The sequence below is a fragment of the Virgibacillus sp. FSP13 genome (assembly GCF_054048505.1).
The window spans coordinates 1-17,023 of record NZ_JBSVKG010000005.1; the positions used below are offsets into that span (position 1 = coordinate 1).

The following is a 17,023-nucleotide window of genomic DNA, read 5'->3' on the forward strand; positions in this document are numbered from 1 at the left end:
TAAGCAAAGCAGCCCCAAATTTGCCATTGTAGAGCCATTTAATTGAGTAAAGTAAGGGGGAGACTTTATTGTATTTTCCGTCCAAGAAAGACACTTGGTTAGCTTTAATAATTTGGGGAGTAACAATTTTAATGGGCTGGCAGATGATAACCTATAAAAGCGTAGTAATATATATTATAGGTTTACTAACAATCGCCCTGCTTTTATGGTTGTGGTTTGGAACGGGTTATAAGATTGAAGAAGGGCTTATTAAAATCAAATCTGGCCCATTTAGAAGCAAAGTGAAGATTGAAGAGATAAAAAGATTGAATGCTACAAAAACCCCTTTGGCAGGACCTGCACTATCCATTGATAGAATAGAAATTCTTCATAGGAAATATGATGTAGCTATTGTCTCTCCAAAAAATGCAGCCGATTTTATTCGAATTTTATTAAATGAAAATAAATATATTCAAGTCGACAATAATCTTTCCAACGACAAGAAAAATTAAGTTAAGATTATTCCAGAAAAGGGCACTATAACGGCACAGTTATGCTACACATATGATTGATAATGGGGCGCCCAAATTGTTGTATAGTTATAAAAAATTAGGGGGAATGTTTGAATGCGGAAGTTGTTTGTTTTGCTGTGTTCCGTTGCTCTTCTATTCTTGGTTAGTGCTTGCGAAAACAAAGAAGACAATGCTTCAGGAGTTGGAGAGGAGTTTATTAAGGAATTATATAATGTTGACGACCCAAGTGTCGATGTAAAGAAGATGAGCATTGAAGAGATCATTGATTTACAAGACAATTTTTCGTCTTATTTTACGAAGAAGGAATTTGAGGATTTAAAAAAGATTAGGTTTTTTACAATACCACAAGAAGTAGCAAACAAACTAAACAATAAAATTTCCGTGCAAAATATTTCCATCAAAAAGAGTGATGGCGATCAAAATTTTGAACATACCTTCACTTTGATATTTACGGACCAAGAAGGAAACAAGGTGGATGAGGAAGAAATGAAGGGACAAATGACCATTGTAGATACGAAAAATGGGTTGAAAATCGACCGTTATTATGATGGTGCACAAAAGACGTTGGTGAATAAGTAAGCATCTTGTACCGAAATCGGGCGCAATAACTGAAAAAATATGTACCGTAATTAGGCTATTTTTCGGAACAAAAGTATGGGAGTGAATATTTCGTGAGGCTTATTGATGTTTATAGTTGCGATTGTGGCGGCTTTAATAGCGATATACGTTGACAATAACCTGCTTCGCGCCATACTCGTTGGATTGTTAGTTTTTGTTGCAGGTCTTTTTCAAAATATGTAAACGAACGGAATTGAGAGGTTTCCACAATCGGACCGTTTTGTGGCATAAGGGGGAATAACAAATTGGGACACATTTTTGAAGTTATTATTATTGGGGCAGGTCAAGCTGGTATTGCCATGAGTCACCAATTAAAACAAAAAGGAATTGAGAACCATATCATGATTGATGATCAAAAACGTATTGGAGACTCTTGGCGTTCACGTTATAAATCGCTTGTACTATTCACGCCAAAGTCATATTCTACCCTTCCAGGACTAAAAATGAAAGGTGTTCCCGATTCTTATCCAACAAAGGATGAAATAGCTGATTACTTAGAAGATTATGTAGCATATTTTAATTTGCCTCACAAAATGAATACCGTGGTTACAAGTATTGAAAAAAAGAATAATTATTTTAACGTAATTACAACAGGCGAAAATTTTCTATCAAGGAAAGTGATTGTAGCCTCAGGAGCCTTTCAAAAAAGCTATATACCATCCGTAATCCATAATAATGATTCAGTATTACATATTCATTCTTCTTCCTATATTGAACCTGAAAATCTTAATGATGGAACTGTATTGATTGTTGGAGGGGGGAATTCAGGAGCGCAAATTGCAGTAGAACTGTCAAAGGACAGAGAAGTAATCCTTGCGATATCACATAGATTAAAATTCCTTCCTTTACGGGTATTTGGGAAAAGTATTTTTTATTGGCTACAGAAACTTCAACTTCTGTATGCTGGTACGGATACACTTAGAGGCAGACTCTTTCAAAAAAGAGATGATCCTATATTTGGAGAAGAGTTAAAACAAGCCATTAAAAGTCAGAGGGTAAAAATCAAACCAAGGGTAACAGAGGTTGACGGTAAAAAAATAATCTTTTCTGATGACAGTACACTTGAAGTAAGTCAAATTATCTGGGCAACTGGCTTTGTTCCATCTTATGAAATGATTCATATTGATGGAGCAATTGATGAAAAAGGCAGACCCATACATAATCGTGGTGTAAGTCCTATTGATGGGCTATATTATATTGGATTACCTTGGCAACACAGTCGTGGCTCCGCACTTGTTTGTGGTGTTGGAAGGGACGCTGAATATTTAATGAGTAAATTGAGTAACTAGGTCTTAAACTTAACGGGCGTTTATCCGGAACAAATTTAACTCAGAATCGGGCCGGGTGATTCAATAAGGGGGATGAAAAAAATGATTACTTTACTTGCATTGTTAGCTATAGCTCTGTTTTTAATTATTACTAAAACGCAATTTTTCAAAAGGAAACCAAATAACAAGTTAACAACACAGTTAGCAATGGCTATATTGGTTGGAATCATAACAATGGGTACCTATTTTACGAACGATGGTGAAACAGCTTCAAAATATATAGTATTAGGAATGGGAATAATGTCATTTATCGCTATCTTGGTAGAAATGATAATCTCAAAGAAGCAGCAAACTACATCATAAATGTAACTAACTCCTTTATTCATTAATCGGGAGCAAACTGGAATAAGAACCATTCCTGAATCGTACCTGATTGTGAAGTAATGTTAAGTTTCTTTGATTGAAGTAAAGAAGGGTTCTCGAAATGAGAAAAAGTAATAGTCTGCGGAAATGCCCCCTATGTAAAGGGGTTTTTTTATTAAAGGAAGTCATCAAAAATAAAAAACAGTAGTGGATATGAAACGCACTTTTTCTGTGGCTAAATTTGCTTATTGCAGGATCATGGGCTCAGCCCCCGTTGCTTTCAAGAAGCGGTTAAAGTGATCAATTTTTAGTAAAACTTCTATCAAGAAAAAGACTAAATTCTGTATTATCAAATTTGACGTAAATACCTATGAAGCCCGTAATAACAGGTATTTTGATGAAATGTAGTATTCTTGACTAATTATGCTACTAAGTGATACTATATACCAGTAGTAATTAATACTGAATACCAGTAATACTAAATACCTGTGATACAGCGTACGGAAGGTAATGAAATACAAATGAGGGGGTGGGTATTTGGAAAATATTACGGAAATGCTGAAAGGGGTGCTTGAGGGTTGTGTGCTTGAGGTGATTAGCCGTGGCGAAACGTATGGCTATGAAATCACGCAACAGCTGCGAGAACTTGGCTTCACTGATGTGGTTGAAGGCACAGTTTATACGATTACTATAAGGCTTGAGAAAAACAATCTGGTGGACATTGAAAAAAAGCGATCTACTGTGGGACCACCGAGAAAATTTTACACACTCAACGCAGCAGGTCATGAGAAACTCGAAACTTTTTGGAAAAAATGGGGTTTCGTTTCAAGCAAAATTAACGAACTCAAAACGAAAGAAATAAAAAGGAGAGGATAAAATGAGTTTTATTGAAAAAATTATCGGAAGTCTGGCTGACAAGCGGGAATGGAAGGCGATGGAGGCGCGTGCGAAGGCACTTCCAAGTGAGTACCGCAATGCTTACAACGCTATCCAAAAATATATGTGGACTGCTGGTGGCCCCACCGATTGGAAGGACATCAGCCGTATCTTTAATGGCATTCTCGACCTGTTCGAGGAAGGTGCAGCGGAAGGCAAGAAAGTCACTGACCTAATGGGGGAGGACGTGGCTGCTTTCTGCGATGAACTAGTGAAGGACTCGAAAACTTGGAGGGACAAGTATCGCCAGAAGTTGAACGATACGATTGGTCGTGACTAATGGCGAAATCCCAGTGAATTGTTACCTGGCACCAGATCCAAGAACAACACAAACTCGGTAATGTCGTTCGAGTTATTATGTTGTTCTTGGGTCTGGTGGCTTTTTACTTTTGACGCTTACTGAATATCTGCCAGAGCACGGCCTTTCCTACCTTTTATATATAAGATACTCCATATTGAAATGTTGCTCTTGTAACTTTATTTATACTAGGCATGGCAGTGACTTTTAACTGTAACAATACACTAGGAGGGTGTTTAAATTGAATATTGCCATGAAATTGATCCGCCTCTGACCTGGAAGATCCACTATAAATGCTCGAGTCTGTATAAAAACATGCTGCATATTGTTACTTAATACCTAGACGTGAGAAGATAATTTGGTTAGCTACAGGTTGATTACGGCCACAAAATGTACCAACGTTGACATACTCTCACCACTGAATGACAAGAAATGTACCAGTAAATGATAGATGATTACCACCATATCTTCTAGTTGATTTAAGATTAAAAGCCATACGTATTTTGAATTTTAAATGTTATACTTGCTGTACTAATTTGATTAACTTTTAATAATAAATGTCTTTAACAGGTCCAGATTGTTTAATTAGACTATAAAAACATTTGAGGGGATCGCTATGGAAGAATGTAATTTTTGCAGGCCAGAAATAGAACCTAACCAAAAAGTTATTTTAAGCAATGATTATTGTCTATTCTTGCAGTTAGGGCAATCTGAAATAAAAGGTAGACAACTTGAAGGTGCAGGATTAATCGTCCCTAAAGAACATAGGGAAACTGTATTTGATTTGACTAAAAATGAATGGGAAGCAACATACAGCCTTCTTCAAGAGGTCAAACTATACATAGATAATAAACACGAGCCTCGAGGATACAATCTTGGTTGGAATTGCGGTGAAGTCGGCGGTCAGCATACTTTTCATGCTCACTTTCACGTTATGCCAAGATATGAAGACGAGCCACTTGCTGGAAAAGGAATTAGATATATAATGACGGCTTATAGGGGGACACTTAAAATGATAGCCATTTTTACCATTCTAATTGCTATTCTAATTTTAGATCAATTTATCAATCGAAAGCTAATAACAAAATTGAATATAGAAAAATCTGAATTGGGCAGAAAGTACGTAAACAAACTACATAAATATGGTGAACGAATACTCTATTGGACTAGTTTTATTGTGATGATTGTAGCAATAAATGAATTCCCACATCTCAGAATATTGATTTTTGTGGGTATGGCTGCTTTATTCGCCTTTCGTACCATAATGAAATGGACGTTTACAAGAAAAAGAAAAACATATCTCCTAAGTGCTATAACTTGTGTCTTATTCATTTTGGGATCGGTTACATATGGGGTGACAGATTATTTTAATGTTATTTAAGCAATAAGGGTGGATTGTTTAGAGAAGTATAATGAACAACATGCCTACTTAGTATGAAAAACTATACTCGTAAGCCTGTTCGATTAAAGAATGTACTCGATTTGATACCTACAAGTTCAAAAACGTAAAGCAAAAGATGATAATCCAATAAATCATTATTTAGATAGTCATGATGGTGTTCCGCTATGGGTTTTAGTGAATTACTTATCTATGGGCGAATCAATTTTTTAGGGGGGGCACTGGTGAAAATACTTAGGATAATTTTGACGATTATTGTAATAGCGTTATCAAGTTATGGTCTACTAACTGGTACAACTGGAATAATATTGCCCTATGTTTTGCTGTTAATGGGGCTAATGCTTATTGTTATGGGGATTACTGAATTCCAAAAACAAAAAACAACCTCTTTTACACTATTCCTTGCATCCGGATTTAGTATTTTTGTCGCAATCTATACTTTATAAAGCAATCTGGGCACTTTTCCGTAGTAAGAAGTTTAACGTTTTTTATTGAAAGGATGTTTTTTTGTTTTTCTTATATGCAATTTTATTTATATTTTTTGGGTATTGTTTTGTCTTATCCTTAATTAATGCAATTAAGGGGGAGGTATCTCACCACGTTGCTGCTTTACTTTTTGTTATATGGTCTTCATTAGCGGCAATAGTTACTGCTATGCTTGCGAGTTTGTAAAAATTATTGGACAATCGGCGCCATTCATGGCAAAAAAAGTGTCAGACCTCCACGAAAAAAAAGTATCAGATCCACACTGTTTTAAAGCGTTACGTGAAATGGTGCTATTTTTGGCAGTTAGATAGATGGGATATTGTTCCATTGATTCTAGCTGTCTTTTTAATTATTTTTTCTAATAAGCATGTAATAAGTATGAGATACACAAAATGAAAATACGTTATAATAGTAAAAAACTACCGTACATAAAGGGGATTATTATGTGTAAGCCTAATATCTTTAAATTTGCGACAGGTGAGTTATCACAGGATGCTTTCATTTGCTGGAGTTTGGCCTGGGGGCAGCAAAGTGAGGATACCCAGATGCGGCAATTCGGTTTGTCTTTATTAAAAATGATGTTGGAAAAACACGGGTGTGATGTAGGAGATCTGAAACGTATAACAATTGACGATGTGAAAAATCAAGTTGATTCAATTGATGTTCTTGTGAAATTTAGGATTGATGAGAAGGAATTTGAACTTATTATTGAAGATAAGATGAACACGATGATGCACTCCAATCAAATAAAGCGCTATTTTGATGATCGGATAAAACAAAGTCCTAACAAGGTTATTTTAGGAATATATTATAAAACGGGTTTTATATTTGCTGATGAAGAGGATAAATTAGGTGCATTACGAGATAATCACTATCCTGTGAAAAGTCTTGATAAAGAATCAATCCTTAATTGGATGCGTCAATATGTAGAGCTAACGGATAGTGACATCTTTCATAACTACTACCGCTACATTCAGGAAAAGTTTGATAGCGAACAAGCGACACTAAAAAATATTCACAGCTCTAATTTCAAGGACGTAGAGGAAAGTTTGAAGACCCAAGTTGGGCAGTTTACAGCTATCAAGTCTATTTTTGGTAATATACCTGTAAGTAGAGGAAATAGTTCTGGAAAGCCGTGGGTACACTATGCATTTAAAAATGGCAGTCGTTACGGAAACTTTCCAGATCGTTTATTTTATCGAATTGATAAGAGGAAAAGCGGTTTCTACATTTCGCTCCGTCAATACAGGAATTTAAAAAAAGCTGTCAATCAAAAGGATACAGCATATACGAGTGAGCAATTGCGGCATGCTAAATTGGAACGTCTACGTAAATTGCGACAGATTTTTGATGAGGTTCTAGTGGGAATAGAGAAAGACTTTCCAGATAGATACATAGATCCAGGTAAACCAACGACTGATCGCAAGGGGAATAATGAGTCTGAGGTTGGCGTGTTTTATTTTACGGAAGAAAACACAGTGCAGCGATTCAGCCATTTTTTTGAAGTTTTCCATAACCGTTTTTGCGATCAAGTTGATGAAGCATTTGGTACGCAGGGATTAAAGAGGATAGAAGATTTTAGAAATTAATCATAGTCTGTGGTCGCGTAACTTAGTGACCATCCATAAGACTGCTAGTACAATAGATGCGGAGAACCGTGCTAATGGGACATGGGGACAGGTTTCTTGTCCCGCGCGCAAAGCCATATTTCGCGCCAAAATTGCCTGGGACACCTAACCTGTCCCCGCGTCCCGTTTAGTGCCTTCATTTTTGCTGGTATTATTACATAGGCTGGAGCATTACAAGTTATTATTAACGCTTTACTAAAAATAGTTAAAAGAACAGGAGACCTTATTCTATCAACTGTCCTTTCTTGTATTACAATGGCATTGGTAATAGGGAACTCTTATTTATCCATTATTGTTCCGGATGAAATATTTAAAGAAACCTATCAAAAGAATAAGTTACATGCCAAAAACCTATCAAGAACGTTAGAGGATTCCGGAACAGTTGTTGTACCACTTATACTAATATTTTAAGCAATTCCAGATATCTATCTTCTTCCTTATTAAATACGTTTAAGTCACACTCGAAATATTCCTTTGGTTTAAATGCTTTATAAAATTGGTAGTTTTCATAATAAGTAATTAGCCTATAGGTATTTTCGCCAATCTGTTCTACAATAGGAATGCCTTCTAAACGTCCAAACGATTTATGGTAATCCGGTAGTCTGTTTTTACCCTCCACAAGCTACTATGTTTAATTTTTTAAGTACTAAATAAATGCTAAAAGGAAATATCTAATTAAAAATGCTCAGCGTATGTCAGAGTGTAAGGCATTGCGGACAGCTCTTATACTTCTATAATTAGCAAAAAGTAGAAGGTCCATCTTCATGTTTTTGCCTTGAAAAAAAGTGCTTAAGCATGGTATAAGTGTAAAGGACGCAGGGAGATATCTTTGCTTTTTTTGTTAGATTTTGTACGGACGTTCCGTAATGAGAGGAAATGAAATTGAAAATGAAAGATAATTTTTGGCATGATTTACCGAGGCCGTTTTTTATATTAGCACCAATGGAAGATGTAACAGATGTTGTTTTCCGTCATGTAATAAGTGAAGCAGCTAGGCCGGATGTGTTCTTTACAGAGTTTACAAATACAGAAAGTTATTGTCATCCAAAAGGAAAGTATAGTGTGCGCGGTCGTTTGACTTATACAGATGATGAGCAGCCGATTGTGGCACATATATGGGGGGATAAGCCTGAATACTTTCGGGAAATGAGTATTGGTATGGCAGAGCTAGGTTATCGTGGTGTGGACATTAATATGGGCTGTCCTGCACATAATGTGGCAACAAAGGGAAAAGGTTGCGGTCTTATCCGTCGCCCAGATGTTGCAGCGGAAATTATCCAAGCGGCAAAAGCAGGTGGATTGCCTGTAAGTGTGAAAACAAGGTTGGGGTATATCGATGTAGAGGAGTGGCGTGATTGGCTCACACATTTATTGAAACAGGATATCGTTAATCTGACCATTCACCTGCGTACAAAAAAGGAAATGAGTAAAGTGGACGCACACTGGGAACTTATTCCGGAAATTAAAAAGCTTCGTGATGAAGTGGCACCTGATACACTTTTGACAATTAATGGTGATATTCCTGACCGTGAGACTGGTCTGAAATTGGTGAATGAGTATGGTGTTGATGGGGTTATGATAGGCCGTGGGGTGTTTAAAAATCCATTTGCCTTTGAAAAGCAGCCTAAAGACCATAGCAGTGCAGAATTGCTTGATCTATTAAGATTGCAACTTGATCTTCATGATCGATACTCGAGCGAATTAGAACCACGTCTGTTCAGACCGCTCCGCCGCTTTTTCAAGATATATGTTCGCGGATTTCGCGGGGCAAGTGAATTAAGGAATCAATTAATGAGTACGGAATCAACAGATGAAGTACGAGCTTTGCTGGATCGATTTTTAGGAGATATGGGGACGGGGAATTAGGTCCAATTCCCGACTACGTTAATACCCTTTTCAATATAGAGTAATGTACAGATTTATTGGGTTCATGTGAATTTTTTATGCGTCTAGAATCGGGGCGCGGTTTACGGTCACGATGTGAAATTTGTTGAAAGATTTATTGAATAATAGAAAAAGGAGAGCAATCATTCAGACGAAGATCAGCTCTCTTTTTGTGTTATGTTAAATCCTTATACTAATATATTTGAAATAATAGAGGAGATTGATAGTCTGTAGTTACGGGGTTGGGAATATGGATGCGGGTACGGATGTCGGAATAATGATGCCAGACCCTATCCTTTTAAAGTACTTTGATAAATCTGGTCATTTTTATAGCTACCAGGCCAAGGATTATGTTTTTCTTGGTCTAGTGGCTTTTTTATTTTTTATTGGTGGGCCTATGGAGGGTTGCATGGATGCTTCGCTGAAACTAGAAGTAGCACAAGGACAGTTCTCGTGCTTTTATTAAGCTTGAGTATTAGCAGAACCGCCCCGTTTCTTCTATAAACTTCACTACCTTGGATCCTATCTATTTTAACCAGCGAAACAATAGGATTTAAAACTACAATAGAAGGTGTTACAATATCTTCGAGGCCTTCGAAAGTTTTTGAAACCCTTTTCATGGGATGATAGACAACGTAGACCATAATAACATAGATGACAAAGCGGAGGGTATTATAAAATGGAATATAGCGGAACAAGAGTGGAAAAAGATTTTTTGGGTGAGAAGGAAGTATTAAATCATTCCTATTACGGCATTCAAACATTACGTGCTGTTGAAAACTTTCCAATCACGGGATACCGTATTCATACGGAATTAATTAAATCGTTGGGCATTGTAAAAAAGGCTGCTGCTATCGCAAACTATGAAATTGGAAAACTGTCAGAATCATTTAAGGATGCGATCGTTCGTGCAGCAGATGAAGTTATTGACGGTAAACTTGATAATGAATTTATTGTTGACCCGATTCAGGGTGGTGCTGGAACCTCCATCAATATGAATGCGAATGAGGTTATTGCCAATCGTGCCCTTGAGATTTTGGGAAGAGAGAAAGGGGACTATCATTATTTAAGTCCAAATTCCCATGTTAATATGGCACAATCAACAAACGATGTCTTTCCAACATCCATCCACATCGCTATATTAATGTTATCGGAAAAATTACTAGCTACCATGGAAAAAATGCATGAAGCGTTTAAAACAAAAGCTAAGGAATTTGATCATATAATCAAAATGGGCAGAACACATTTACAAGATGCCGTTCCAATTCGCTTAGGTCAGGAATTTGAAGCATATAGCCGTGTGATTAAACGGGATATCAAACGGATTTCAGACTCCCGACAGCATTTATACGACGTAAATATGGGCGCAACAGCTGTTGGAACTGGGTTAAATGCCGACCCACAATATATTTTGTATGTGGTTGATCATTTAAAAGAAATTAGCGGATTTCCCTTAACAGCTGCAGAACATTTGGTGGATGCAACGCAAAATACGGACGTTTATACCGAAGTATCGGCTTCATTAAAGGTATGTATGATGAACATGTCCAAGATTGCGAATGATCTACGTCTAATGGCATCCGGACCGCGAACTGGCTTAAATGAAATTAAATTACCATTACGTCAACCAGGTTCATCCATTATGCCGGGTAAGGTGAATCCTGTGATGGCAGAGGTTATGAATCAAATTGCATTCCAGGTTATTGGAAATGATAACACGATTTGCCTTGCTTCTGAAGCTGGTCAGATGGAATTGAATGTGATGGAGCCGGTCCTAGTGTTTAACCTACTTCAATCTATTAGTGTGATGAATAACGGATTCCATACGTTTACGGAAAACTGTGTCAAGGGAATCACTGCAAATGAAGAACTAATGCGTGATTATGTAGAATCAAGTGTGGGAACGATTACTGCAATCAGTCCACATGTTGGTTATGAAAAAGCTGCACAAATCGCGCGTGAAGCAATTGATACAGGAAAATCAGTTCGTGAGCTATGCCTACAATATAATATCCTATCAGAAGAAGAATTGGATTGTATCTTAAATCCATTTGAAATGACAAAACCAGGAATTGCCCGTATGCCGGTGTTTTAGGGTGCCTGTCACTTCCCGAATTTTGTCAAATAATCTTTGTGGGAGCATGGGGACGGTTTCTTGCGCTTCTTGTTATGTTGAGCAGCAGTAGAATCGCCCCTGTGTTTGAAAATGCTACTATTAATGAGGTTTAACATTATATAAGCTCATTGTCAGTAGAGGAGAAAATTGGACAGATCCCTGCTGTGTTGATAGGAATAAAGATGGTGGAAATGGTACGGTTTCGGAAGTTGATTTAGTCAGGCGGAGGGATAGGGAGTTAAGTCCATCTCCCTCTGTCAAAATTAGTCCAACAACCCAACAAACTTCCGCTGAAACTCCTCAACATCCGCATCCACACAAACCGATACATTCCCCTCATCCGTAAAATCCGCGATTGTATTTCCGGCTTCGTCTCCCTCTGTCACCACATTGATGTTTGCCCGTTTCGCTTGAAAGAGCTCAGGGTTCGTCAAATAAAAGATGGTGCATAAATCGTGAATGGCAATGGCTTGTTCTGAATATGCCCGTTTATAGTAATCAAGGGTATGATATATCATTTCACCAACGCTTCCTTGTTCGCGTAATTTCGCCACATCAGCAAAGGAAACGCTTGTCAAACGGGTCACGTCCAGTCCACACATGACAATTTCTATGCCTGAATCAAATACAATTTTTGCCGCATGCGGATCAGCATAAATATTGAATTCTGCTGTAGGTGTTGCGTTTCCACCTTCGACAGCTCCGCCCATTAATACGATTTGTTCAATATTCTGCTTCGCTTCCGGGAACATTTTCAATAAAAGTGCAATGTTCGTCAATGGCCCGATTGGCACAAGTGTGACAGGATCCGCGGACTTCATTATGTAATTTTTCATTTCTATCACGGCGTTATCCGCTGATAGTAAATCTGGATTGGCATCCTCTTTAAACTGATAATCACCTATCCCGCTTTTACCGTGTACCTGGGATGCTGTTTTTACCGGAAGTACAAGCGGTTCCCCTGCTCCTTTGGCAACCGGTGTATTTTTTCCCAAAAAAGTAACTAAATTAACTGCATTTCTAGTCGTATTCTCTATCCCAACATTCCCGCCGACTGTCGTTATCAGTTTTACGTCTAATTCATCCGAATGTAATGCTGCTGTTATCGCAACAATATCATCAATTCCCGGGTCTGTATCAATGATGATCGGTTTTGGCATTTTGTTCATTCCTTTCGTGTTGTTGTGGGTGGGTGTTTTTGCATGTGGTGCAGTGTTTCTATTTATTTTGTGTTCCTTGGTCATGATCATCGTTCTTTTAACTGGATTCAGGCTTGAAGGACAACTGAATGACTCTCATCCCCAATCCGGCATGGCCAGTCATAAAAATGATCATGATGTTATCATACAATGACTGGGTATGTCGGGCAAGTTCACGACTGGTTATATTGTTTATTTCAATAGCTAAAAACAGTAAATCAAAGGAATATACAGCTAGTAAAGATATTTTAACGGATGAAAATGCATTGGTGGAGGTTGTGGAGGAAGTCGTGATTGATTTTGGTCCGGTTTTGGAAAGGGTTCATGAATTTGTAGGTGAAAATTAGGGGAATAGGAAATCTATGGACAGAGTACAATGGATTGGCATTTGAAAAATATGGAATTCATCTGAAATTGACATGTTAGAGTAAGATGGTCAGAGAGAAGGAAACAATTAAATATAATTGGTGCCCGTGCTAATGTACTTAAGGACGAAATTTAAAGAATCCATTTCTGTAATAATCAAAATATCAACAGAAATGGATTCTTTGTTTATATTTAAATAGTTAGCTTAATCAGAGGTATGATAGAAAAGATTTGTTCAATACTCCGTTTTATCATTAGGGCGTAGTTTTTCCATTACCTTTAAAATTAACCTTCTGATCCTCTTAATTTTAACCCATTTTACGAATGTTTGATGCACTAAATCTAATTATCTTGCAACTTCTGTAATATCACTTCTATATTAGTTCCTCTCTTACCAAAGAAAAATACTTTATACAATCTGTAAAATTAATGGTACTATTTTTTAACAATGTGATAAGTGAGATTAACTTTCAATTTATTTATAATTGAATTGTTAAAATATTCATTAATTGATGTTTTGTTGTTGTAAGCCTAGCAACAAAACCTAAACATCAAGTAGTAGAACGGTTCGATCAAGCTTTAAAAGCATTTAAACATAACGAAGATGAGAATGAGAACGGTGAACAGCTTATGACTTTAAATCCCTCAGAAAAGGTTAATTGATCAGGAATAGTAAAAAGATTTTTTTCATAAACTATTATAGTGGATTGGTTAGCGATTATTAGTAGTAAGTTAGTTTTATAATACATTAGTATTCCACAAAGGTTTCATTGACACTGTCATATAAGGAGGATAAAGCTATCGAAATCAATCTAAAACGAATGCTAAATGACTTCGCAACGATTGTCAGCCATACGAAAACACCAAACAATGGTTGCACTCGGTTTTCTTATAGTAATGAAGATAGACAAGTAAGGGACTATCTATTATCCCGGATGCAGGAGTTAGGCCTTTCCATAACAGTAGACGCGATTGGAAATATTAGAGCAATCTATGGCGAGGAAATCAATAAACCCTCCATCATGATTGGCTCCCACATCGATACTGTAGAAAATGGTGGAAAATTTGATGGGCTAACTGGTGTTTTGGTAGCTTTAGAGGTTATTAGGGTATTGCAAGAAGAGCAGGTACCCCTAAGCCACCCGCTTGAACTGATTATTTTTGCTGAAGAGGAGGGCTCCAATTTTGGTATTACGATGCTCGGAAGCAAGGTTCTGACTGGAAAGTATGGGGTAGCGGATCTTCAATCGATCAAAAATGGTGAGGGGGATTCCGTTTACGATATTGCGAAAAGTTTCGGACTTGAAGTGGAGCGTGCCAAAAATGATGTTCTTGGTAAAGATGAAGTCGATTCGATGATTGAGCTACATATTGAGCAAGGGGCAGTGCTAGAGACGCAGAATAAATCAGTTGGGATTGTACAAGCAATCGCAGGAATGAAAACGTTTAAAGTTACCTTAGAGGGTGACTCCAATCATGCAGGGACAACACCAATGGATTTAAGACAGGATCCATTGGTGGGAGCAGCAGCCATTATTTCCCATATCCGGCTAGTGGCAAAAACGGTGGCCTTACCGACAACGGTTGCCACTGTCGGTAAAATCATTTGTGAGCCGAATATGCCGAATGTGATTCCGCAACGTGTGGAGTTTTTTGTGGATGTGAGGGATGTTGAGCCGAAGGGAATTGACCTCATTGCAAACAAGTTGACGGAAAAGGTGAACGCCGTAGCTGCTGAAGATAAACTGCAAAGCAAGATTGAAGTGATTGGTGTATCTGCCCCTGTCAAACTATCGTCAAGAATCGTTCAGGCGATTGAAGAAACAGCATGCGATCATGGCTATAACTATATGAAAATGAATAGTGGTGCTGTTCATGACGCAGCGATGTTGACGGAATTCACAGATGTGGGGATGATTTTTATTCCGAGTGTGGGAGGAAAAAGCCACTGCTCTAGTGAATATACAAGTGAAGAGGATATTAAATCGGGAGGTGATTTATTACTTCATGTAGTAAAACATTTAGCTGCAAAAACAAAGGAAACCAATCAGACATCACGTTAAGCACTCACAAATTTTCAGAGGAGGATATAGATGCGTACATTAATTAAAAATGGAACGATTGTAACCGCTATTGATGAATTTGTTGGAGATGTATTAGTTGAGGGAGAAAAAATAGTCGCTGTCGGGGCAAAGTTAGACGCGACTGCTGATGAGGTCGTCGATGCGAAAGGTAAATACGTCCTTCCAGGCGGGGTCGACCAACATGTCCATTATTCCTTTGAATTTAAAGGGGAACGGGTCAGAGGCTTTGAAACATCGAATGCTGCTGTTGCTGGAGGGACCACAACGGTTGTTGAATTTGTCAATCAGGAACAGGGCAAGGGCATGGCTGATACAATATTTGAAATGGACAAAAATGATGTTGCACCCCAAGCGATGGCGGATTATTCGTATCATGCTGTTGTATGTGATCCAGTAGATGCGACATTTGAAGAAATTAAGGATTTGCCTAGCAGGGGTATTTCCACTGTTAAATTGTTTATGGCTTATAAAGGAATGCCATTTCATAGCGATGACGAGGCCCTTTACAAAGCATTAAAAGCAGCAAAGGAAGCCGGCGTAACTGTTATGGTTCATTGTGAGAATGCTGATGTGATCGATCTTTTGCAAAAGAAAATGATTTCTGAAGGCAAGACGGATCCATATTACCATGCAGTATCAAGACCAGCACGGGTAGAACTGGAAGCAACCCAACGCGTGATTAATCTAGCGGCTATGGTAAATGCTCCTGTTTATATTGTTCACGTCACAGCTAAAAATGTGATGGAATCGATCCGGTCTGCCAAAAACGAAGGATTACCGGTTTATGGCGAAACTTGTGTTCAATATCTGATGCTTGATGAAGATGATTTAGCTAAACCAAATTTTGAAGGGGCTAAATATGTGATGTCGCCGGCATTACGGACGAAAGCGGATCAGGAAGCGTTATGGGAAGCGGTTGATAATGGCTGGTTAAATGCTATCAGTACTGATCATTGCGGATTTGACTGGGAATCCCAAAAACACATGGGTGTAGATGATTTCACCAATATCCCGAATGGTGCACCGGGTGTAGAAACTCGCTTGGGTGTTCTTTGGACATATGGTGTAAACACCGGAAAAATCTCCAGGCAGCGGTTTGTTGATTTATTTGCTACTACACCAGCTAAGAATATGGGATTAGACCATTGCAAGGGACATATTGGTGTCGGCATGGATGCGGATATTGTCTTGTATGACCCAAATGAATCGTCCATCATTTCTAATGAAAACAGTTTGCATGGTGTTGATTACAGTACATTTGAAGGGTATAAACAGGAGGGAAAAGTAGATAAAGTATTCCTTCGCGGCAAACTAGTTGTGGACAAGGGTGAATTTATTGGTCAAAAAGGCGATGGAAAGTTTATTGCTGGAAAACCATTTGCACTTTGTTTCAATGATACAAAAGCGGATAAAGAATTAAAGCGTGTATGAGACTAATAGCACCTTACGCCTTGGGAAATTAGTAAAAACGTTTAACAAATGCGAAGGTCTCTATATAAAAAAATACCGCCAGTGCCTGTATCACTAGCAGTATTATGCAATAGTCCTTCAAGTGGGCAGCTTGCAATCAGATAATCACCCTAATCGCTCGCTAGGCTTAAGGGGTGGTTATTTTTATTTTTTTTTTTACAGAATAGCCACAACAAGTCTTCGCCGTTTTAAGAAAGAATAACTTACCTTCTATGTGTCCTGTTTTTTATAAAGTTGCGTGAAGCCCTTATTAGAAAAGGAGTGGTTAAAACTTTAAATCTAGAAATTACTTTCAACCATATATATAAGCGCTATCAAAGATTGTTACATTAGTATAAAAGGGTACATATATCACATTAGACAATGTGTAAAAGAAATAATCCTTAACTTTTAACC

15 protein-coding genes and 3 pseudogenes are annotated in these 17,023 nt (G+C 37.8%); 17 read left to right on the forward strand and 1 reads right to left on the reverse strand.

Annotated elements, in window-relative coordinates:
- Positions 1 to 68: 68 nt before the first annotated feature.
- From ACW2QC_RS06050 to aspA, 14 genes and pseudogenes are all read left to right on the forward strand, one after another.
- Positions 69 to 491, forward strand: a complete 423-nt coding sequence (locus ACW2QC_RS06050) for a PH domain-containing protein (protein WP_457543087.1) — start codon at positions 69 to 71, stop codon at positions 489 to 491.
- A 114-nt stretch (positions 492 to 605) separates the two neighbouring features.
- Positions 606 to 1,091, forward strand: coding sequence for a hypothetical protein (locus ACW2QC_RS06055; RefSeq protein ID WP_457543088.1), 486 nt, complete (start codon positions 606 to 608; stop codon positions 1,089 to 1,091).
- A gap of 293 nt (positions 1,092 to 1,384) precedes the next feature.
- Positions 1,385 to 2,419: a flavin-containing monooxygenase gene (locus ACW2QC_RS06060; protein WP_457543235.1), complete on the forward strand. Its 1,035-nt coding sequence runs from the start codon at positions 1,385 to 1,387 to the stop codon at positions 2,417 to 2,419.
- A gap of 81 nt (positions 2,420 to 2,500) precedes the next feature.
- Positions 2,501 to 2,761 (forward strand): hypothetical protein, encoded by a 261-nt coding sequence (locus tag ACW2QC_RS06065; RefSeq protein WP_457543089.1) that lies wholly within the window; start codon positions 2,501 to 2,503, stop codon positions 2,759 to 2,761.
- Between the two features lie 537 nt (positions 2,762 to 3,298).
- Positions 3,299 to 3,637: a PadR family transcriptional regulator gene (locus ACW2QC_RS06070; protein ID WP_457543090.1), complete on the forward strand. Its 339-nt coding sequence runs from the start codon at positions 3,299 to 3,301 to the stop codon at positions 3,635 to 3,637.
- A 1-nt stretch (position 3,638) separates the two neighbouring features.
- Positions 3,639 to 3,977 (forward strand): DUF1048 domain-containing protein, encoded by a 339-nt coding sequence (locus ACW2QC_RS06075; RefSeq protein ID WP_457543091.1) that lies wholly within the window; start codon positions 3,639 to 3,641, stop codon positions 3,975 to 3,977.
- Between the two features lie 634 nt (positions 3,978 to 4,611).
- Positions 4,612 to 4,980, forward strand: a pseudogene (locus tag ACW2QC_RS06080) (HIT family protein); the annotation flags it as partial.
- A gap of 69 nt (positions 4,981 to 5,049) precedes the next feature.
- Positions 5,050 to 5,376 (forward strand): annotated as a pseudogene (locus ACW2QC_RS06085) (DUF4181 domain-containing protein); the annotation flags it as partial.
- Positions 5,377 to 5,618: 242 nt separating this feature from the next.
- Positions 5,619 to 5,840 (forward strand): DUF3953 domain-containing protein, encoded by a 222-nt coding sequence (locus tag ACW2QC_RS06090; protein WP_457543092.1) that lies wholly within the window; start codon positions 5,619 to 5,621, stop codon positions 5,838 to 5,840.
- A gap of 483 nt (positions 5,841 to 6,323) precedes the next feature.
- Positions 6,324 to 7,469 (forward strand): hypothetical protein, encoded by a 1,146-nt coding sequence (locus ACW2QC_RS06095; RefSeq protein WP_457543093.1) that lies wholly within the window; start codon positions 6,324 to 6,326, stop codon positions 7,467 to 7,469.
- Between the two features lie 216 nt (positions 7,470 to 7,685).
- Positions 7,686 to 7,919 (forward strand): annotated as a pseudogene (locus ACW2QC_RS06100) (Na+/H+ antiporter NhaC family protein); the annotation flags it as partial.
- Between the two features lie 477 nt (positions 7,920 to 8,396).
- Complete coding sequence (locus tag ACW2QC_RS06105; RefSeq protein WP_457543236.1) at positions 8,397 to 9,374, forward strand: tRNA dihydrouridine synthase; 978 nt, start codon at positions 8,397 to 8,399, stop codon at positions 9,372 to 9,374.
- Between the two features lie 268 nt (positions 9,375 to 9,642).
- Entirely contained in the window at positions 9,643 to 9,858 is a 216-nt protein-coding gene (locus ACW2QC_RS06110) for a hypothetical protein (RefSeq protein WP_457543094.1), read from the forward strand.
- A gap of 213 nt (positions 9,859 to 10,071) precedes the next feature.
- On the forward strand, positions 10,072 to 11,487 hold the full coding sequence (gene aspA / locus ACW2QC_RS06115; protein ID WP_457543095.1) for an aspartate ammonia-lyase: 1,416 nt from the start codon (positions 10,072 to 10,074) through the stop codon (positions 11,485 to 11,487).
- 284 nt (positions 11,488 to 11,771) lie between these two features.
- On the opposite strand, the gene ACW2QC_RS06120 is transcribed toward aspA, so the two are convergent.
- The gene (locus tag ACW2QC_RS06120; RefSeq protein ID WP_457543096.1) at positions 11,772 to 12,668 is read right to left on the reverse strand and encodes a nucleoside hydrolase; all 897 of its coding nucleotides are present in this window, start codon (positions 12,666 to 12,668) and stop codon (positions 11,772 to 11,774) included.
- Between the two features lie 128 nt (positions 12,669 to 12,796).
- Between ACW2QC_RS06120 and ACW2QC_RS06125 the strand changes: the two genes are divergently transcribed.
- From ACW2QC_RS06125 to hydA, 3 genes are all read left to right on the forward strand, one after another.
- Complete coding sequence (locus tag ACW2QC_RS06125; RefSeq protein ID WP_457543097.1) at positions 12,797 to 13,054, forward strand: hypothetical protein; 258 nt, start codon at positions 12,797 to 12,799, stop codon at positions 13,052 to 13,054.
- Between the two features lie 789 nt (positions 13,055 to 13,843).
- Positions 13,844 to 15,136, forward strand: coding sequence for an allantoate amidohydrolase (locus ACW2QC_RS06130; protein ID WP_457543098.1), 1,293 nt, complete (start codon positions 13,844 to 13,846; stop codon positions 15,134 to 15,136).
- 30 nt (positions 15,137 to 15,166) lie between these two features.
- The gene (hydA, locus tag ACW2QC_RS06135; RefSeq protein WP_457543099.1) at positions 15,167 to 16,588 is read left to right on the forward strand and encodes a dihydropyrimidinase; all 1,422 of its coding nucleotides are present in this window, start codon (positions 15,167 to 15,169) and stop codon (positions 16,586 to 16,588) included.
- Positions 16,589 to 17,023: the final 435 nt, after the last annotated feature.